We start from the raw sequence: 19,735 nt of genomic DNA, 5'->3' as shown, positions 1-19,735 counted from the left end.
AGATCGGATGTCGTCTCGACTTTCGCCAATCACCGGGATTGCAGAGTGAGACCCTGTGGCGAAGCTGCCAATCTCCCCCCTTGCGGGGGAGATGGCCGGCAGGCCAGAGGGGGGTGCTCAGGCTCGGCGTATCAACGACTTCAATCACAGCAGCGCCTCCAACAAACCCGCCGCCTTTTCCGGCCCATTCTGCCCCTGCATCTGTGCCGATGTCTTGGCCAGCTTTGCCTTCATCTTCGGGTCGGTCAGACAGGCCTCGATCATGGCAACCAGCTCGGCATCGGTCCAGTCGTAGCGCGGCATGCCGAAGCCGTGGCCGGTCTCCTCGACGCGGGTGGCGTTATCGTGACCGTCCCAGACATAGGGCATGATGATCGCCGACTTGCCGAAATAGAGGCACTCTGTGAACGAGTTGTTGCCGCCGTGGTGAATAACAGCGTCGACCTGCGGGATGACCGAAGGCTGCGGGAACCAGCTCTCGACGATGACATTGCCGGGCACGTCCGTGTACTGGTCTTTGTAGCCGCCGACATTGACCAGCGCCCGGTAGCGCGTCATGCCCAGCGTCGCGATGATGCGCTTCAGCAGCTCGACATCGCCGGCGCCGAGACTGCCGAAGGAGACATAGAGCAGCGGCCCGTCGTTATTTTCAGCGAAGGTCGGCACCGTGTAAGGCTTCTCCTGCCGCACGCAGCCTTCCAGGTACTGAAACTTGGCCGGGTCGAGTGGATGGCGGCGCTTGAACTTTGCCGCTTCGGGATAGAGCAGCAGGTTCAGATGGGGCGAGGCCTCAAAGAACTGGCCGATCGGATAGGACGCCTCGTTGTTGGCAGTCAGGAAGGCGTTGAAGTCCTCATGGATCGGCTCGATCACCGCGTTGAAATGGTCGCGGTAGCGCTGGTGACCGGCATGGTCGTTCTCGCCGCAGCCGGAGAGATGCGGCGGGATGTCTTCGTCCTCGATCTCGTTTTCCGAGCAGGAGATGACACGCACCCACGGCTTGCCGTACTGCTTTATCGCCGGGAACAGGATGACGTTGTCGACGCAAATGACATCCGGCTTGATAGCTGAGAGAACGCGCGGCAGATCCTTCTGCGCCCATTTGGCGCTGTCGACGATCGCCGTCCAGCAATCCTTGACGTAATTGTCGACCTGGTCGTAAGGCGATTTGCGGAAGTTGGGGATGTGGCCGTTGATGAAATCCTCCCAGAATTTCGCCATCTGTTCGGGCGGCATCGGCTCGGACAAGTTCACCGGATGCGCCTCGAAGCCGTAGCCCTTGTAGACATCGACAAAGCCGGGGTCGGACAGGAAAACGGCCTTGTGGCCGCGCGCCTCGACCGCCTGGGCGATGCCGACGGAATTGAGCGCCGGGCCGTAGGCCGCTTCTGGAAAAAACGCGATCGTCTTCTGCGCCATCAGGCTTCTCCTTTATTCTGCGAAAACTCTGACATCGGCGGCGTCCCAGCCGAGTTCGACCTGGTCACCCGAGGCGACCGGCCGGCGGTCGGCGGCATCAGCGGTGACGCGCACCAGGAACGGCTTTGGCGACAGGCCCGTGCGGACATGCAGTTGCAGGTCGAGCCCCTGATAGGCCAGCGCCTCGACCGTGCCGGTGGTGCGGTTGGCGGTCTGAGCTTCTGGGAACAGCCGGATGCGCTCCGGCCGCACCGAAGCGACAGCGGATGCGCCGGGCGAGAGCGTTGCTGGAACCTTGCCGGATATTGGCGCGCCATTCGCGGCGACAACCCCATCGGTGGCGGCCTTGCCCGGCACAAAATTCATCACGCCGATGAAGTCGGCGACGAAACGGTCGGCCGGATGCTCATAGATCGCGTGCGGCGTGTCGCATTGCAGCAGCCTGCCGTCCTTGAGCACCGCCATGCGGTCGGCCATCACAAGCGATTCTTCCTGGTCGTGGGTGACGATGACGAAGGTGATGCCGACCTCATGCTGCAGGCGCTTCAATTCCAGCTGCATGGCGCCGCGCAGTTTCTTGTCGAGCGCGCCAAGCGGCTCGTCGAGCAGCAGCAGCCGCGGCCGCTTGACCAGCGCGCGGGCCAGCGCGACGCGCTGCTTCTGGCCACCCGACAATTGCTCCGGCTTGCGGTCGGCGAAGGGGACCAGCTCGGTTGTCGCCAGGATGGCGTCGACGCGGGAGTGGATTTCTGGCGCCGGCAAGCGCTCCATCTCCAGGCCGTAGGAGACATTGGCGCGGACGCTCATATGCGGAAACAGCGCGTAAGACTGGAACATCAGATTGACCGGCCGCTTGTTGGGCGGGGTTTTCGCAATGTCGTGACCGTCGAGCAGGATGCGCCCGCCACTAGGCGTCTCGAAGCCGGCCAGCATGCGCAGCAGCGTGGTCTTGCCGCAGCCCGACGGGCCGAGCAGTGCGAAGAACTCATTCTCGCGGATGTCGAGCGAGATGCCGTCGACAGCCGTCACCCGGCCGAAATTCTTCGACACCTTGTCGATGGCCAGCAGCGTGCGCGGTTCGCTCATTGGCCTATGATCCCACGGTTGAGCCGCTGCGACAGGGTCAGCGCGGTGATCGAGACCGCCATGACGATGGTCGCCAGTGCGTTGATCTCCGGCGTGATGCCGAAGCGGATCATCGCGTAGATCTGCATCGGCAGCGTCGTCGAGGAGCGGCCGGCGCCGGCGGTGAAGAAAGCGATGATGAACTCGTCGACCGAGAGCGTGAAGGCGAGCAGCGCGCCTGCGATCACCGCCGGCGCGATGACCGGCAATGTCACCCGCCTGAAGGTGGTGAGCGCGGAGGCGCCGAGATCGGCGGAAGCCTCGACGATCGACCAATCAAAACTCTTCAGCCTGGCGCGCACCACCGAGCAGACAAAGGCAAGGTTGAAGACGACATGGGCGAGGATGATGGTGTGCAGGCCCATGGTCAGGTTGAGCATGGAGAAGAACGAAAGCAGCGCGATCGCCAGGACGATGTCGGGAATGATCATCGGTGCGAAGATCAGCGCTTCGAGTCCCCTGCCATATTGCCGGCGCATCTCGATGCCGATCGCCAGCAGCGTGCCGAGCAGAGTGGCGATCGCGGTCGAGACCAGCGCCACGATCAGCGTGTTGAGCGCAGCGGAGAGGATCGCCGAATTGCCGGCCAGCGAGGCATACCATTTCAGCGAAAAGCCCGACCATGCCGTCGGCAGCCCGCCTTCGTTGAAGGACAGCGCCACCAGCACGGCGATCGGGATGTAGAGGAAAGCGAAGACGAGGCTGAGCACGAGCCAGAGCGTGCGCCGCGTGGCGGGAGAGCGCTCAGCCATCGGTGTCTCCGCCGGCTTGCGCGGCGTGGCCCGAGGCGCGATTGGCGGCGAGCGCCTGCGCCATCAGCACCAGAAGCATGATGGCGATCAGCGCCATCGCGAGCGCGGCGCCGAACGGCCAGTCGTTGGCGGTCAGGAACTGGTCGTAGACGAGGTTGCCGATCATCTGGAAGCGGCCGCCGCCGAGCAGCGCGGGCGTGACGAAATTGCCGATCGACAGCACGAAGACGAACACCGCGCCGGCAGCAATGCCGGGCACGGTCAGCGGCAGGATGACACGGCGGAATGTGGTCATGGCGGAGGCGCCGAGGTCGCGCGAGGCCTCGGCGAGTTCCGGGTTGAGGCGAGACAGTGGCGCGTAGCAGGCGAGGATGACAAAGGGCAAATAGTTGTAGATCAGGCCGGCGATAACGGCGCCTTCGGTGTAGAGCATCGACGGTGGCTCGCCGGTGTAGCCGAACCAGCGCAGCAACTGGGTGATCAATCCTTCGCGGTTGAGCAGCACGATCCAGGCATAGGTGCGGATCAGGTAGTTGGACCAGAAGGGCAACACGGCGAAGAACAGGAACACCGGCTGCAGCCGGCGGGGTGCCGCTGATATCGCATAGGCGGCGGCGTAGCCGATCACCACCGCGATCAGCGTCGCGGTGCCGGCGATGCGCGCCGAGTTGAGGAAGATGCCGGCATAGAGCGGGTCGAAGACCAGCCCGAAATTCTCCAGCGTAAAGGTGTATTCGATGCCGCCATAGATACCGCGCCGGAAGAAGGCGAGCGCCAGCACCAGCGCGCACGGCACCACCATCAGTGCGGTCAGCCAGACCAGCGCCGGGGCCATCAGCAAGGAGGAGCGAGAGGGTAGGTGCTTCACGAAGTGCCCCCCTCTGCCCTGCCGGACCCGGCCTTTCGCTTTCGCTTCGGGCGTTCGTCGTTCGGAAAGCCAAGAATTTGGCTTTCCGTCCGTTGCGCGGACCACTTCTCACCCCCTTCAAGGGAGGAGATCGGCAGTTCCAACCTTTCGCTTACTTTGAAAAATCGAAGATTGGCGAAAGCAATGCCACAGCCAATCTCCCCCCTTGAGGGGGAGATGGCCGGCAGGCCAGAGGGGGGCGACACGGAACGCAAGCTTGATTCCAAGATGCTGCTGGAACAGTCCCTACTGCGCCGCCTTGATCTCGCTGACGATCTTCGAATAGTCGCGCTGGGCGTCGCCGACGTCACGCAATTGCTCGAACTTGACGAGGTCGGCCACCGGCATCGCCATGTTGGGGAATTTGGCCAGGAAATCGGCAGGCAGGCTTTCCATGGCCGGCTTGTTCGGCACCTTGTAGTCGATGTTCTGCGCTGCCCAGGCGTGGTTCTTGGCGTCGAGCATGAAGTTGATGAACTGGAAGGCGGCGTCCTTGTTGGCGGAGGCCTTCATCACCACCATCGTGTCGACCCAGAGGTCCGAACCTTCCTTGGGAATGACGTATTTGATCTCGGGTTTTTCGGCGATGCCGTAATTGCACCAGCCGTCCCAGGCCTGCACCATCAGCGCCTCGCCGGACACCAGCTTGGAATAGAAGGTGGTGTCGTCATAGGCGAGCAGGGTCTTCTTGGCCGAGATCAGCAGATCCTTGACCTCAGCCATCTTGGCCGGGTCGGTTTCGTTGACCGAATAGCCCTTGTCGAGCTGGCCGGCGGCCAGCAGCCAACGGTCGGTCGCCAGCATGGTGGTCTTGCCCTTCAATTCGTCGGAGGGCGCGAGCAGGTCGCTCCAACTGGTTGGTGCGACCTTCATCAGGTCCGAGCGATAGCAGAGGCCGGTGGTGCCCCAGGTGTAGGGCACCGAGAATGCATTGCCGGCATCGTGAGGCAGCTTGGTTGCTTCCGGATAGAGGTTGGCGAGGTTCGGTATCTTGGTGTGGTCGATCGGTTCGGTCAGGCCGAGCTTGTTCAGCACCTCGGCGAAGGGCGAGGAGACAAAGACCACGTCATAGCCCTTGCCGCCGGCGGCGATCAGCTTGCCCATGATCTCTTCATTGGTGGCGTGCACCACCACTTCACCCGAAACGCCGGTCGCGGTCTTGAAGGCGGCCATCGCGTCGGGCGCCATGTAGCCATCCCAGTTGGAAATGACGAGATCAGCAGCCATCGCCGGCGCGGACAGCGCCAAGGCCAGGCCAAGTGCGAGCGAAGATGTTTTCAGCGCACGGCGCCGCAGGCTGGTAGCGGTCATGACAGACTCCCATTCCGGTTGATCGTCGAATTTCATTCGCCGGACCAACGCCTGCGACCTTGCCGCTGCCTCGATCCTGTTCCCTCGGTCTTTTTCTCGCCGATTGTCCTGACAGTACTATTGCAGAAAAAAGTACGTCAATCCATAATTTGTCAAGCGATCGAGGAATCTGGCCGATTGCGTCCGTGCGGGCGATCGGTCAAATCAATGCGGTCATGTCGTTTTCCACTGGACCAGTCATGCAAGCCGTAGCCAGACGACCTCGCACCAACCATCTCGATCTGGCGCAGCGCATCCTGGATGTGGCGCGGCAACGTGGTTTCGAGCCGGGCGCACGCTTGCCGGAGCAGCAGATCGCGTCGCTGTGCAGCGTCTCGCGCACGCCCGTGCGCGCGGCCCTTAGCCTGCTTGCGGAGCGGGGCGTCGTACGGTGGGAGGCGGATTCGGGTTATCATTTGGCGATCGACCTCACCGCGCAGGCTTCGGTCGCCACGGAATTGCCCGCTGCCGAGGAGGACGAGCTGGCCGAGGCGATCCTGCGCGACCGGTCGGCGCGGCGGCTGGACCAGACAGTGACCGTTGCGGGGTTGATGCGGCGCTACAGTTCCGACCGAAAGACGGTACTAAAAGCGCTCAACAAACTGACCGAAGAGAATTTGTTGGACCGTGCGCCCGGCCAGTCCTGGCTGTTTCGACGCACGCCAGACGATCCGGAGGCGCAAGGCGACAGTTATGAATTCCGTCTGCTGCTGGAGCCCGCGGCCATCCTGACGCCGGGTTTCCGGCTGGATGGCGCGCGGGCGGCGACGTTGCGCCAGGGGATGGAAGCGCTGGTGGCGCTGCCGGACGCCGCCTTCGACACACGCGAGTTCCAGCGGCTGGACATCGATTTTCATGGCATGCTCGCCGAAGGCTGCGCCAACCGCTTCGTGGCCGACGCACTCGCCGATCACCTCAGGCTGCGCCGGCTGCCGGGCATCTATGCCGGCGTCAACGTCTTCCGCCTGCGGCAATCGCTGCGCGAACACCTTGTTATACTCGACCATCTTGAAAGCCTGCAGTATGAGGTGGCTGCCGATCTGCTGCGCATCCACCTGCGGCTCTCCCGCAACCAGCGACCGCAAGCGGCCAGTCGCGGGGCGCCTGCCCTGTTCGGCATGATCAGCCGGCCGGATTGACGAGGATTAATTGACGCGTAAAGCCAGCCCGACCATCGCGCTGTTCCCCGAAGCAAGCTTCGGCGCGGCGTTGAATTGCGTCGGCATCGCGCAGGCGCTGCGTGCCAAGGGAGCCCGGCCGGTATTCATCTGTCATGCCGGCTTTTCCGGCGTCTTTGCCGACTATGGTTTCCAGGAATACCAGCTGCCGACCGACGAGCCGCTGAGCGACAGCGAACGCCAGAGCTACTGGCAGGCCTTCGTGCGCAGGCACCTGCCGCATTTCAGGCTGAGCCCGATCGACCAGCTGGAAACCTATGTCGCGCCGACCTGGCAGGCCATCGTCGACACCGCGGTCAATGCCGAGGCGCCGCTGCGCCAGTTGCTGGCGCGGCTGAAGCCGGACGCGGTGGTTCTCGACAATGTCATCATGTTCCCGGCGATCGCCGCCGCCGGCTGTCCCTGGGTGCGTGTCGTCTCCTGCGCCGAGACCGAGCTGCCGGATGCACAGGTACCGCCCTATCTGTCGGGGCTTGGCGTCGACGACCCGCAACGCGCCGCGTTCGAGGCCAGGTATCTGGCGGCTTGCACGCCCGCACATGATCGCTTCAACCGCTTCCGGATGGATGCCGGCCTGGCGCCGCTGCCGAAGGGCCTGTTCCTGGAGACGTCGCCCGACCTCAATTTGCTGCTGACGCCTTCGATCGTGCGCCGCGAGCGCGCCGAGCCGCTCGACCCGGAGCGCTTCGTCTATCTCGAAGGCTGCGTGCGTTCGGAAGGGCCATTCGAGGTGCCGGTATTTCCGCGCAATGGCGGGCCGCTGGTCTATGTCAGCTTCGGTAGCCTCGGCGCCATGGATGTCGGGCTGATCGAGCGCATGCTGGCCGTGTTCGACAGGCTGCCGGCGCGCTTCATCGTCAATGCCGGCGGCCTGCGCGATGCCTATCGCGCGGTGCCCGACAACGTCTATCTCGACGCCTGGTTTCCACAGCCCTCGGTGGTGGCGAAGTCGGATCTGTTCATTCATCATGGCGGCAACAACAGCTTTTGTGAGGCGCTGCGCTTCGGCGTGCCGTCACTGATCATGCCCTATTGCTGGGACGGACACGACAATGCGCGCCGCGCCGGAGAAGCCGGCGTCGGTGACCATATCGGCCGCGACGCCTGGACCGAAGGAGTGTTGGAGAGAGCCATTCTCGGCCTGCTGGCCGACGATGCCATGCGCACCCGCCTCAAGGACAATGCAGCCCAAATGGCGCTGAAACCTGGAACGGATGTGGCCGCGCAAACCATACTCTCTCTGATACGGACGTGAACGAAATGCCTGACAACAACACGAACATCTCGCTCTCCAGCGGTACCGATGCCAAAGCCTGGCTGGTCCGGCACGGCATCAACGAAGTCGAGTGCCTGGTGCCCGACATGAACGGCGTGCTGCGCGGCAAAGCGCTGCCTACGGCCAAATTCCTCCAGGCGCTTGAAGACCGCGCGCTCTACCTGCCGAGCAGCGCTTTCCTGGTCAGCATCGACGGCCGCTATTCCGGTTCGGTCGACGAGGGCTTTGCCTATTCGGACCCCGACATGCGCATGGTGCCTGATGTATCGACGCTGTGCCTGGCACCCGGTGCCAGCGCCGGCAAGGCCTATGTCTTTGCCGATGCCTTCCATATGGACGACCGGCCCTGGATGGCCTCGCCGCGCCATGTGCTGCGCACCGTGCTCGATCTCTACGCCAAGCGCGGCTGGCGGGCGGTGGTGGCGCCGGAGTTGGAATTCTATCTGACCGCGCCCAATCCCGATCCCGACCAGCCGCTGACCGCGCCGATCGGCGCCAATGGCCGTGCCGAGGGTGTGCAGCATCCCTATGACATGGCCGCGCTCGAGGAGTTCGAGCCGGTGATCCGGCGCGTCTATGACTATGCGGCGGCGGCCGGACTGCCACTCGACACGCTGATCCATGAATCGGGCACGGCACAGCTGGAGATCAACTTCCTGCATGGCGATGCGCTGCCGCTGGCCGACAAGGTGCTGCTGTTCAAGCGGCTGACGCGCCAGGCTGCGCAGCAAAGCGGCATGCACGCCACCTTCATGGCCAAGCCGATTGCCGCACAGGCGGGAAGCTCGATGCATCTGCACATGTCGGTCATCGACGAGGCTGGCAGGACGCTGTTTGCAGGCAGCGACGATGCCGACACCGAGATGTTCGGCCATTTCATCGGCGGCCTGCAGAAATATGTCCCGGAAATCATGCCGCTGTTCGCACCGAACGTGAACTCGTTCCGCCGCATAAGACCCAACCACAGCGCGCCGGCCAACATCGAATGGTCGCATGACAACCGTTCCTGCGGCCTGCGCGTGCCGGCCGGCGGCCGCTCCGCGCGGCGGGTGGAGAACCGGTTGCCGGGTGCTGATTCCAATCCTTACCTGGCGATCGCCGGCTCGCTTCTCGCCGGCTATCTCGGCGTCGAACAGAAACTGGCGCGGTCGGCCGAAGCGTCGGGCAATGCCTACAAGATCAAGAGCACGCTGCCGAAAACGATGGAGGAGGCGCTCGATCGTTTCGAGGCATGTGAGCCGGTGCGGGAACTGCTCGGCGAGGATTTCTTCCAGACCTATCTGCGCGTCAAGAGCGTCGAGCTCGACCTGTTCCAGGGCGTGGTGACGAGCTGGGAACGCGACCACCTTCTGCTGAAGGTGTGACCATGGCTTCCAGTTCAACGGGCTTCAATTCGGGCCTCGATATCGCCAAATCCTATTATGTCGCCACCGCCAATCCGGCGCCGGACCATCCGGCGCTCGCCGGCGATGTCGATGCCGACCTGGTGGTGGTCGGCGGCGGCTGCACAGGGTTGTCCGCCGCCCTTCACGCCGCCGAGCGCGGGCTGAAGGTGGTGCTGCTCGAAGGCGGCAAGATTGGCTGGGGGGCTTCGGGACGCAATGGCGGCCAGATGATCCCCGGCCTGCGCAAGGGCGCCAAGGGGTTGGTCAAACTCTACGGGTCCGAGCGGGCAAAGGTGCTGTTCGATCTTGCCTTCGAGGCGCGCGGGCTGGTGCTCGATATTATCGAGCGGCATGCCATCGACTGCGATCTCAGGCTGACCGGCCATCTGGTCGGCGCGGTCAACGGCTCCGACCTTAGGGATCTCGAGGAAGAGGCCGAGTGCCTGGCCACGGTGATGAAGTTCCCGCATGCGGAAATCCTATCGGCGGCTAAAGCCCGAGCCAAGGTCGATACACCCTACCATGGCGCGATGTATGAGCCGCTCGGCGGCCACATGCATCCGCTGAACTATACGCTCGGCCTTGCCCGCGCAGCGGTTGCTGCCGGCGTCACCATCCACGAGAATTCGGTCGCCGTGCGGCTGGAGCGTGAGCCTTCGATCCGGGTCTCGACCGCAAAGGGATCGGTTCGGGCCAGACATGTCGTGCTGGCGGGGGATGCGCTGCTCAATGGGCTGGAGCCACGCGTCAACAGCCGCATCATGCCGGTCGGCAACTACATCGTCGCCACCGAGCCACTGGAGGGCAAACGCAATGTCATCCCGGCCAATGTCGCGGTGTCCGACACCCGCTTCGTCGTCAACTACTACCGCATGTCGGCGGATGGACGCCTGCTGTTCGGCGGGGGCGAACGCTACACGCCGTCACCGCCGGCCGACATCGCCGGCTTCGTGCGACCGCATATGGAAGCCACCTTTCCGCAGCTCAAGGGCTGCCGCATCGATCACGCCTGGGGCGGCTTGGTGTCGGTGACGACATCCAGGCTGCCGCACATCGGGCACTATGGCGAGGTCTATTTCGCGCATGGCTATTCCGGCAAGGGCGTCATCCTGTCGACGCTGTCAGGTAAGCTGCTGGCCGAAGCGATCATGGGCGACGCCTCGCGGCTAGATTTGTTCTCGACGCTGACGCCGATGCCGTTTCCGGGTGGGACGGCACTGCGTGGGCCGCTCTATGTGCTCGGCATGCTGTGGTACGCGATGCGGGATCGGATCAAGCATTGAAGTCGCGTTGCTGCAACGGCACAAAATAGTACCCGTAGCGATCCTTCACACCCCCCTCTGTCCTGCCGGACATCTCCCCCGCAAGGGGGGAGATTGGCAGGTTCAGCGCTGCGCTCACCCTACAACGGTGTAGATTTGGCGAAAGCCGCGATAACAGCTGATCTCCCTCCTTGCGGGGGAGATGGCCGGCAGGCCAGAGGGGGGTGCTGTCCCGCCGACGTCGAAGGTTGGATGAAGCTTCTTAAACCACAAAGAAATCCTCGATACGCTGCCTGGCCTCCAGTAGTGCCGGCAGTATCTCCCGCTCCATCTCCGCGACCGAAAATCGTGCCGACTGGGTCGAGACGTTGATGGCCGCGACCGTGCGCTCCGCCCGGTCGCGGATCGGTACGGCGACCGAGCGCAGGCCGAGTTCCAGTTCCTCATCGACGATGGCAAAGCCGTCCGCTTTCGCCTTGCCGATGGCGCCGGCCAGCAGCCTTATATCGGTGATCGTCTTCGGCGTCCGTCTCTCGATGGTCGCCTGGCCGAGGAATGCGTCCAATTCCCCTGATGTCAGCCCGGCCAGCAGGATGCGCCCCATCGAGGTGCAATAGGCCGGCAGCCTGGTGCCGACATCGAGCGACACGCTGAGGATGCGGCGGCCGGGAATGCGGGCGACATAGACGACATCCTCACCCGACAGGATGGCCGCAGAGCAGGCCTCGTTCAGTTGTGCGGCGACCGCGCGCATGATGGGGGCGGCGAAGGCCCATAGCGAGGCGCCGCCGAGCCAGGTGCGGGCAACCGTCAGCAGGCGCGGCGACAGCGAGAACACGCGGCCGGCTTGTGTTGCATAGCCGGTGGCGGTGAGTGTCAGCAGGAAGCGGCGGGCGCCGGCGCGGGTCAGGCCCGCTTCCTCGGCCATTTCAGTCAACGTCATGCCCGAGGGATGGCGGGCCAGGATCTCCATGACGGCAAGGCCGCGTTCAAGCGAGCCGACATGATCACGGGAAACAGCCTCTTCGTCCATCTTGTCTCCGCAGAACGACATTGGCGTCAGGATTGACTCCACGCCTCTGCTCAGCATAGAAAGTATCACATATAAAACATATGTTCGCAATACGAACTTTCTCAGCCTGGAGCCGATGCGATGGTCAAGTTCCTGCCGCTCAAACAGGCCGTGGCCGAGAATTTGAAAGATGGTGACACGGCTGCCTTCGAGGGCTTCACCCATCTGATCCCGACGGCAGCGGCGCATGAGGCGATCCGCCAGGGTTTTCGCGACCTGACCTTGATCCGCATGACGCCGGACCTGATCTACGACCAGATGATCGGCATGGGCATGGCGAAGAAGATCGTCTTCTCCTATGTCGGCAATCCCGGCGTCGGCCTGCTGCGCCGCGCCCGCGATGCCATCGAGAACGGTTTCCCGCGCTCACTTGAAATCGAGGAGCACAGCCATGCCGGCATGGCCAACGCCTATGAAGCGGGTGCTGCCGGCCTGCCCTGCGCGGTGTTTCGCGGCTATCGCGGTGCTGGCCTCGCGGCGGTCAACCCGAACATCAAGTCTGTCACCTGTCCGTTCACCGGCGAGGTGCTGGCCGCTGTTCCTTCGATCCGGCCTGACGTCACCTTCATCCATGCGCAGAAGGCCGACAAGAAAGGCAATGTGCTGGTCGAAGGCATCATCGGCATCCAGAAGGAAGCGGTGCTGGCGGCCAAACGCGCGGTGGTGACGGTCGAGGAAGTGGTCGACAATTTCGACGATCTGCACCCCAACCTGACCGTGCTGCCGCGCTGGACGATTGCCGCGATATCGGTCGTGCCCGGAGGCTCGCATCCGTCCTACGCGCATGGCTATTATGCGCGCGACAATGCCGCCTATCTCGAATGGGACGAAATCGCCGCCGACCGCGAGAAATTCCAGGCGTGGATGCGGGCCAACGTCATCGAGAAGAGTGCCGGCGATTTCGAGGCCCGGGTCGAGCATCTGAGGAAAGCGGCATGAGCGACAATCAGGGCTTCACCCCCAACGAGATGATGACGATCGCCGCCAGCCGCGCGCTGCGCAATGACGATGTCTGTTTCGTCGGCATCGGCGCGCCATCCGCCGCTTGCAATGTGGCGCGGCTGACGCATGCGCCCGACATCACCTTGATTTACGAGAGCGGCACGATCGGCACCGCGCCCGACGTGCTGCCACTGTCAATCGGCGATGGCGAATTGTGCGAAACCGCCGTCACCACCGTCGCGGTGCCGGAGATGTTCCGCTACTGGCTGCAGGGTGGGCGCATCTCGATCGGCTTCCTCGGTGCGGCGCAGCTCGACAAGTTTGGCAACATCAACACCACGGTCATCGGCGATTATTTTCACCCAAAGACCAGGCTGCCCGGCGGCGGCGGCGCGCCGGAGATCGCGACGTCGTCGAAGGAGATCTACATCACCATGGCGCAGACCAAGCGCGGCATGGTCGAGAAGATCGATTTCTTCACTTCCTTCGGCCATGGCGAGGGTGGTGACCATCGCAAACGGCTTGGCATAGACACCGCCGGCCCGACGCTGCTGATCACCGATCTCGCCATCTGGAAGCCGGACCCGGTGAGCAAGGAATTCACCGTCGTGTCGCTGCATCCAGGCGTCACCCGCCAGCAGGTGCAGGAGAGCTGTGGCTGGGTGGTTAAGTTCACTGATACTCTTGACGAAACGCCGGCGCCAGGCGAACTCGAATTGAAGACATTGCGCGACCTGCAGGCCCGCACCAAGGCGGCGCATGAGGGAACCGGAAAAGCAAAGGCTGCATGACATGGCCGAGGCCTACATCTGTGACTACATCCGCACGCCGATCGGCCGTTTTGGCGGCTCGCTGTCTTCGGTACGATCAGACGATCTCGGCGCGATACCGCTGAGGGCATTGGTCGAGCGCAATCCCGGCATCGACTGGCAGGCTGTCGACGATGTCGTCTATGGCTGTGCCAACCAGGCCGGCGAGGACAACCGCAACGTGGCGCGCATGGCGCTGCTGCTGGCAGGCTTGCCGAAGGAGATTACGGGCTCGACCGTCAATCGCCTTTGCGGCTCCGGCATGGATGCGCTGATCATCGCAGCCAGAGCTGTCAAGGCCGGCGAAGCGGAGCTGATGATCGCGGGCGGCGTGGAATCGATGAGCCGGGCACCCTTCGTCATGCCCAAGGCCGACACGGCGTTCTCCCGCAATGCCGAGATCTACGACACCACCATCGGCTGGCGCTTCGTCAACCCGCTGATGAAGAAGCAGTATGGCGTCGATTCGATGCCGGAAACTGGCGAGAACGTCGCCGAGGATTTTGCCGTGTCGCGGGCCGACCAGGACGCCTTTGCCGTGCGCAGCCAGGACAAGGCGATCGCTGCACAAGCCAATGGCCGGCTGGCGAAGGAAATCACAGAGGTGACCTTCCCGCAGCGCAAGGGCGATCCGATCGTCGTCGCGAAGGACGAGCATCCGCGCGCGGGCTCAACGGTCGAGGCGCTGGCCAAGCTGCCGACACCGTTCCGCCAGGGCGGCACGGTGACGGCCGGCAATGCCTCCGGCGTCAATGACGGGGCGGCGGCCCTGATCGTTGCCTCCGAGGCAGCCGTGAAAAAGTATGGCCTGACGCCGATCGCCCGCATCCTCGGCGGCGCTGCCGCCGGTATTGCGCCGCGCATCATGGGCATCGGCCCGGTGCCGGCGACGCAAAAACTCTGCGCGCGGCTTGGCCTGACACCAAAACAGTTCGATGTCATCGAGCTCAACGAAGCCTTTGCCTCGCAAGGCATCGCCGTGCTGCGCCAGCTCGGCATTGCCGAGGATGCACCGCACCTCAACCCGAATGGCGGAGCCATCGCGCTTGGCCATCCCCTGGGCATGTCGGGTGCCCGCATCTCCGGCACGGCGGCGCTGGAGCTTCGCGAACGTGGCGGCCGTTATGCGCTTGCCACGATGTGCATCGGTGTCGGCCAGGGCATCGCGGTCGCGCTGGAACGGGTTTGATCGGCGGCCCTTGCTTGGCCGGCTAAGATCAAGAATCCGGTGCGCGGTTCAAATTTGACCACGTGGACAAAAGTCTGGCGTCGTTCCATACTTCCCCGTCTGACATTTTCACGAACAGCCGGCTCGACACGGCTGTCGAACAGAGGGGAATGCAATGGAAAACCGGAACAATAAATCGCAGACAAAACGCGAAGGGCTTTCGCGACGCAATGTGCTGGAGCTGGGCGCGCTTGGTTTGGCGGCAACGATGCTGCCGGGCGCCGCCTTCGCGGCGGACAAGAAGCTGAAGGTGGCGGCGATCTTCGCCACGCCGATCGAGGAGCCGTGGGACAACCAGATCCATGTCGCCTTGCAGAGGGCCGAGAAGGAACTCGGCATCGAATACAAATGGTCCGAGAAGGTGCAGACCGCCGATTTCAGCCGCGTCATGCGCGAATATGCGCAAGGCGGCTACCAACTGGTGCTGGGCGACGCCTTCGCCGCCGAGCGCGAATCGCGCCGCACCGCCAAGCAGTTCCCGAAGACCGCCTGGCTGTTCGGCTCCGGCGCCGGCCCGGCGGAACCCAATTTCGGGGTGTTCGACAACTGGATCCACGAGCCCGCCTATCTCTCGGGCATGATCGCTGGCAAGATGTCGAAGTCGGGTACGATCGGCGCCGTCGCGGCGATGGGCATTCCGGAGGTGAACCGGCTGGTCAACGCCTTCTTCGCCGGCGCCAGGGAGGTCAATCCCAACATCAAGAAGAAGGTCGCCTTCATCGGCTCGTTCTTCGATCCGCCCAAGGCCAAGGAAGCGGCGGTCGCGCAGATCGACGCCGGCGTCGACGTCATCTACGCCGAGCGCTTCGGTGTCATCGAAGCCGCGGTGGACAAGAAGATCCTCGCCATCTCCAACATGTCCGACCAGTCGAGTCTCGGCCCCGACACGGTCATCACCGGTCCGGTCTGGGACATGTATCCGACGGTCGAGCAGGCGATCAAACTGGTCAGGGCCGGCGTCTTCACCGCGCAGGACTATGGCGATTTCTCGCGCATGGCCAAGGGCGGCTCGCATCTGGCGCCCTACCACAAGTTCGACAAGACGCTGCCGGCGGACGTCAAGGAGCTGGTCGAAAAGAAGAAGGCGGAGATTCTGGAAGGCAATTTCCGGGTGGATGTGGACGAGAATACGCCGGTTTCGGATTGATTTCTTTACCCTCCCCCTTGTGGGGAGGGTCGATCCGCGAAGCGGAGCGGGGTGGGGGTCCTCGTAGGGCGCATCCCCACCCCGTCTCGCAATCTCCGCTTCGCTCCGACTGCGAGCCGACCCTCCCCACAAGGGGGAGGGTGAAGCAGAGCCTCTCTCCGCAGGAGCATCCTTGTCCGCCCCACTCATCGAAATGCGCGGCATCACCAAGAGCTTTGGCGCCGTCAAGGCGAACGAGGCCGTCGATCTCAGCGTCGCGCCCGGCGAGATCCTCGGGCTACTGGGCGAAAACGGCGCCGGCAAGACGACGCTGATGAATGTGCTGTTCGGCGCCTATGCGCCCGACGCCGGCGAGATTCTCATCCAGGGCCAGACGGTGCGGATCACCAGTTCCGCCGATGCGCTGGCCGCCGGCATCGGCATGGTGCACCAGCATTTTCACCTCGCGCCGCGGCTGACGGTGCTGGAAAACCTGCTCATCGGCATTCCCGGCAAGACAGGACGGATCGACCGCGCCGGCGGGCTGGCGCGGCTGGCCGAGATCGGCCGCCAGCATGGGCTGGTGCTTGACCCGGACCTGCCGGTCTCGGCGCTGTCGGTCGGCGAGCAGCAGCGGCTCGAAATCGTCAAGGCGCTGTTTCGTGGCGCCAGGCTGCTGATCCTCGATGAGCCGACGGCGGTGCTGGCGCCAAGCGAGGTCGACGGGCTGTTTTCGGCGTTGCGTTCTATGGCGGCGCAAGGTCTCGGCATCATCTTCATCTCGCACAAGCTCAACGAGGTGCGGGCGCTGACGCATCGCTGCACGGTGCTGCGGCATGGCCGCGTTGCCGGCCGCGTCGATGACCCGGCCAACACGACATCCTCGGAGATGGCAACACTGATGTGCGGCCATGAGATCGTGCCGCCGGCGCGGGGACCATCGGCGCCGGGTGCTGATGTGCTGACGCTCGACGGTATCTCAACCTCGCATCATTCGGGCACGGCGCTGCGCGACGTATCGCTTGCCGTCCGTGCCGGCGAAATCCTCGGCATTGCCGGGGTGTCGGGCAATGGCCAGCGGGCGCTGGCGGAGGTGATCTCCGGCGTGCGGGCGCCCGATGCCGGCCGGATGACGATTGCCGGCCAAAAGGTCTCGCGGTTCTCGCCGCGCGAGGTGCAGGCGCTCGGACTTGGCCGTATCCCGGAAGACCGCATGACGACCGGACTGGTGACCAATCTGCCGCTGGCCGATTCGATGGTGCTGCCGCGCATCGGCACCACAGCGTTCAGCAGCAGGGGCCTGCTCAAGCCCGATGCGATCCGCGCCTTCACTGAGGCGCAGATCAAGGCCTATGATATCAGGTGCCCCGGGCCGATGACCCGCGCCGGGGCGCTGTCCGGCGGCAATCTGCAGAAGGCGTTGTTGGCACGCGAGCTTGCCTTCGATCCGAAGGTGCTTGTTGTCTCGCAGCCGACGCGCGGCCTTGACATCGGAGCCGCCCGCTTCATCCACGAAAAATTCCTCGACATGCGCGCCAAGGGCTGCGGCATCGTCGTCATTGGCGAGGATCTCGAAGAACTGCTGGTGCTCTGCGACCGCATCGCGGTGATGTATGAGGGCCGCATCGTCAGCACGCTCGACAGCGCCGATGCAACGATCGCACGGCTCGGCCTGATGATGACCGGGGCGGAGGGCCACAGCTGATGTTTCGCCTGGAGGTCCGCAGCTCGACGCCGACCTGGTTCAACCTCGCTCTGCCATTGCTCGCGATCGGAGCAACGCTCATCTTGTGCAGCGGCCTTATTGCGCTGGCCGGCGCCGGCGTGCTCGAAGCTTATGGCGTGATGTTCACGGCGTCGCTGGGCGACAGCTATGCGATCACCGAAACGATGGTGCGTGCAACACCCATGATCTTCACCGGACTGGCGGTCGCGGTCGCCTTCCGAGCAAAATTCTGGAACATCGGCGCCGAAGGGCAATTGCTTGCCGGCGCGGTGGCCAGCTGCTTTGTCGGCGCCATTCCAATGCCGGGGCCGCTCGCCATGGTCTTGATGGCGGTGGCGGGCGCCGCAGCGGGAGCCGCAGTCGCGTTGGTGCCGGCGACGCTCAGAGTAAAATTCAAGGTCGATGATGTCGTCAGTTCGCTGTTGCTCAACTCGGTCATCTATTACGCCTTGATGGCGCTGATCGAGGGGCCGTGGAAGGACAGTTTCAGCGGCTATCCGATCTCGCCGCCGATCGAGGATTCGGCCAATTTCCCGGTGCTGCTCGAAGGCACGCGGCTGCATCTCGGCGTCGTCGCGGCACTGATCGCGGCGCCGCTGATCTGGTTCCTGATCGTGCGCACGACGCTCGGCTTCAGGATCAGGGTCACCGGCGAAAACCCGGAAGCCGCCAGATATGGCGGCATCCACGTCGAGCGGGTGCTGATCTCGACGGCGCTGCTGTCCGGCGCGCTGGCCGGATTGGCCGGCGTCGGCGAGGTCGGCGGCGTGCATTTCCAGGTGATGAGCGACATCTCGCCGGGCTACGGTTATTCCGGCATCGTCGTTGCGATGCTGGCGCGGCTCAATCCGCTCGGCGTCGTGCCGGCGGCGATCTTCCTTGCCGCCGTGATGACCGGCGCCGAGGCGATGTCGCGGGCGACCGGCGTGCCGGCCTTCCTCAGCGACGTCATCCAGGGCACCGCATTGCTTGCCATGCTTGTGGCGCTGCTGTTCACCGCCTATCGCATCCGTCGCGTCGGAGTTGCCCGATGAGCGCGGTGTTCGAACAGATATTCCAGGTCGGCTTCCTGGCCGCGATCATCCGCATTGCCACGCCGCTGGCTTTCGCGACGCTCGGCGAAATGTTTTCCGAGCGGGCCGGCGTGCTCAATCTCGGCATCGAAGGCATCATGCTGTTGTCGGCGATGACGGGCTTCACCGCCGCCAGCCTCACCGGCAGCCTGTGGCTTGGCGTGCTGGCGGCGGTGCTCACCGGCATGCTGATGGGCGCGCTGCATGCGCTGTTCACGGTGCTGCTCGGCCTCAGCCAGCACGTCTGCGGCATCGGCGTGACGCTGTTCTCGTCGGGCCTCGCCTATTTCCTCTACCGGCTGATCTTCGGCCAGCAATCAGTGCCGCCCAGCATCAAGGGTTTTCAGACGCTGCCGATCCCTCTCCTGTCTGACATCCCGGTGCTCGGGACGGCGGTGTTCAACCAGTTCGCGCTGGTCTACATGGCGATTCTCGCCATTCCGCTCGCCGCCTTCGTGCTCTACCGCACGCCATGGGGCCTGTCGGTGCGCATGGTCGGCGAAAACCCGCGCGCCGCGGATTCGGCGGGGGTCAGTGTCACCGCCACGCGCTTCCAGGCGGTCATCCTCGGCGGGGCGCTGATGGGGCTGGCCGGCGCCTTCCTGTCGATGGCGCAGTTCAACGCTTTCACCTTCGGCGTGGTGTCGGGGCGCGGCTGGGTGGCGATCGCGCTGGTCGTGTTCGGCCGCTGGGATCCGTGGCGCTCGGCGGGTGCGGCACTGCTGTTCGCCTTCGTCGATGCGCTGCAGCTGCGCATGCAGGCCAGCGGGCTCGGACACATCCCCTACGAGGCGTTCCTGATGCTGCCGTTCATCTTCACCATCGTCGCCATGGCGGTGATGTCGCGCAACGCGGTGGCACCGTCGGCGCTGCTCAAGCCGTTTCGGCGGGAAGAGCGGTAGCAAAGCTTGGGTTCCTCGCCCCGCAAAGCGGGGAGAGGTGGCCGCGAAGCGGTCGGAGAGAGGCCTGCGACGCTGGCGAGTTGTCGCCGAAGCAAGGCAAGGTCGAGCCATTCCCCCTCTTCGCCGAGCCACCTTGTATCTACACGAGAGAGATTTCGTGGGATTAGAGCGATTGAGCCAAGGTCCGGGCGGCCGCCCGGACC

Annotated in this window: 17 protein-coding genes; 11 read left to right on the top strand and 6 right to left on the bottom strand. The window is 64.1% G+C overall.

Going from position 1 to position 19,735, the window contains the following annotated elements:
- Positions 1-144: 144 nt before the first annotated feature.
- The 5 genes from NKI99_RS31690 to NKI99_RS31670 form a co-directional block, all read right to left on the bottom strand.
- Positions 145-1,419 (bottom strand): glycosyltransferase, encoded by a 1,275-nt coding sequence (locus NKI99_RS31690; RefSeq protein WP_352613387.1) that lies wholly within the window; start codon positions 1,417-1,419, stop codon positions 145-147.
- A gap of 12 nt (positions 1,420-1,431) precedes the next feature.
- Positions 1,432-2,505 (bottom strand): ABC transporter ATP-binding protein, encoded by a 1,074-nt coding sequence (locus NKI99_RS31685; RefSeq protein WP_352613385.1) that lies wholly within the window; start codon positions 2,503-2,505, stop codon positions 1,432-1,434.
- Positions 2,502-3,296, bottom strand: a complete 795-nt coding sequence (locus tag NKI99_RS31680) for an ABC transporter permease (RefSeq protein ID WP_023811194.1) — start codon at positions 3,294-3,296, stop codon at positions 2,502-2,504. Before NKI99_RS31680 ends, NKI99_RS31685 begins: the two co-directional genes overlap by 4 nt.
- The gene (locus tag NKI99_RS31675) at positions 3,289-4,131 is read right to left on the bottom strand and encodes an ABC transporter permease (protein WP_352442154.1); all 843 of its coding nucleotides are present in this window, start codon (positions 4,129-4,131) and stop codon (positions 3,289-3,291) included. Before NKI99_RS31675 ends, NKI99_RS31680 begins: the two co-directional genes overlap by 8 nt.
- 318 nt (positions 4,132-4,449) lie before the next feature.
- A complete protein-coding gene (locus NKI99_RS31670) occupies positions 4,450-5,514 on the bottom strand; it encodes a polyamine ABC transporter substrate-binding protein (RefSeq protein ID WP_023811192.1) in 1,065 nt (354 codons plus the stop codon).
- Positions 5,515-5,753: 239 nt separating this feature from the next.
- On the opposite strand from NKI99_RS31670, the gene NKI99_RS31665 reads away from it, so the two are divergent.
- The 4 genes from NKI99_RS31665 to NKI99_RS31650 are packed head-to-tail and all read left to right on the top strand — an operon-like array spanning position 5,754 to position 10,675.
- Positions 5,754-6,692, top strand: a complete 939-nt coding sequence (locus NKI99_RS31665) for a GntR family transcriptional regulator (RefSeq protein WP_352613384.1) — start codon at positions 5,754-5,756, stop codon at positions 6,690-6,692.
- 10 nt (positions 6,693-6,702) lie between these two features.
- Positions 6,703-7,986, top strand: a complete 1,284-nt coding sequence (locus tag NKI99_RS31660) for a glycosyltransferase (protein ID WP_352613382.1) — start codon at positions 6,703-6,705, stop codon at positions 7,984-7,986.
- 5 nt (positions 7,987-7,991) lie between these two features.
- Positions 7,992-9,371: a glutamine synthetase family protein gene (locus NKI99_RS31655; protein ID WP_352613380.1), complete on the top strand. Its 1,380-nt coding sequence runs from the start codon at positions 7,992-7,994 to the stop codon at positions 9,369-9,371.
- Between the two features lie 2 nt (positions 9,372-9,373).
- Complete coding sequence (locus NKI99_RS31650) at positions 9,374-10,675, top strand: NAD(P)/FAD-dependent oxidoreductase (protein ID WP_352613378.1); 1,302 nt, start codon at positions 9,374-9,376, stop codon at positions 10,673-10,675.
- A gap of 241 nt (positions 10,676-10,916) precedes the next feature.
- Here the strand turns inward: NKI99_RS31650 and NKI99_RS31645 are convergent, their stop codons facing one another.
- Positions 10,917-11,687 (bottom strand): IclR family transcriptional regulator domain-containing protein, encoded by a 771-nt coding sequence (locus NKI99_RS31645; protein ID WP_352613376.1) that lies wholly within the window; start codon positions 11,685-11,687, stop codon positions 10,917-10,919.
- 120 nt (positions 11,688-11,807) lie between these two features.
- Here NKI99_RS31645 and NKI99_RS31640 point away from each other — a divergent pair, with 120 nt between their 5' ends.
- The 7 genes from NKI99_RS31640 (at position 11,808) to NKI99_RS31610 (ending at position 19,532) form a co-directional block, all read left to right on the top strand.
- Positions 11,808-12,665: a CoA transferase subunit A gene (locus NKI99_RS31640; protein ID WP_023811186.1), complete on the top strand. Its 858-nt coding sequence runs from the start codon at positions 11,808-11,810 to the stop codon at positions 12,663-12,665.
- Positions 12,662-13,459, top strand: a complete 798-nt coding sequence (locus NKI99_RS31635) for a CoA-transferase subunit beta (protein WP_352613374.1) — start codon at positions 12,662-12,664, stop codon at positions 13,457-13,459. The genes NKI99_RS31640 and NKI99_RS31635 overlap by 4 nt, the downstream gene beginning before the upstream one ends.
- Position 13,460: 1 nt before the next feature.
- Positions 13,461-14,666, top strand: coding sequence for a 3-oxoadipyl-CoA thiolase (pcaF, locus tag NKI99_RS31630; RefSeq protein WP_352613404.1), 1,206 nt, complete (start codon positions 13,461-13,463; stop codon positions 14,664-14,666).
- A gap of 154 nt (positions 14,667-14,820) precedes the next feature.
- Positions 14,821-15,852, top strand: coding sequence for a BMP family protein (locus tag NKI99_RS31625; RefSeq protein ID WP_352613373.1), 1,032 nt, complete (start codon positions 14,821-14,823; stop codon positions 15,850-15,852).
- A gap of 172 nt (positions 15,853-16,024) precedes the next feature.
- Positions 16,025-17,536 (top strand): ABC transporter ATP-binding protein, encoded by a 1,512-nt coding sequence (locus tag NKI99_RS31620; protein WP_502900189.1) that lies wholly within the window; start codon positions 16,025-16,027, stop codon positions 17,534-17,536.
- The gene (locus NKI99_RS31615) at positions 17,536-18,591 is read left to right on the top strand and encodes an ABC transporter permease (RefSeq protein ID WP_127329777.1); all 1,056 of its coding nucleotides are present in this window, start codon (positions 17,536-17,538) and stop codon (positions 18,589-18,591) included. Before NKI99_RS31620 ends, NKI99_RS31615 begins: the two co-directional genes overlap by 1 nt.
- Positions 18,588-19,532: an ABC transporter permease gene (locus NKI99_RS31610; protein WP_352613371.1), complete on the top strand. Its 945-nt coding sequence runs from the start codon at positions 18,588-18,590 to the stop codon at positions 19,530-19,532. The genes NKI99_RS31615 and NKI99_RS31610 overlap by 4 nt, the downstream gene beginning before the upstream one ends.
- Positions 19,533-19,735 lie beyond the last annotated feature (203 nt).

Source organism: Mesorhizobium sp. M0239 (genome assembly GCF_040321815.1).
GTDB lineage: Bacteria > Pseudomonadota > Alphaproteobacteria > Rhizobiales > Rhizobiaceae > Mesorhizobium.
Note: the sequence above shows the minus strand (reverse complement) of the source record. Positions and strands in the feature narration are given on the sequence as shown.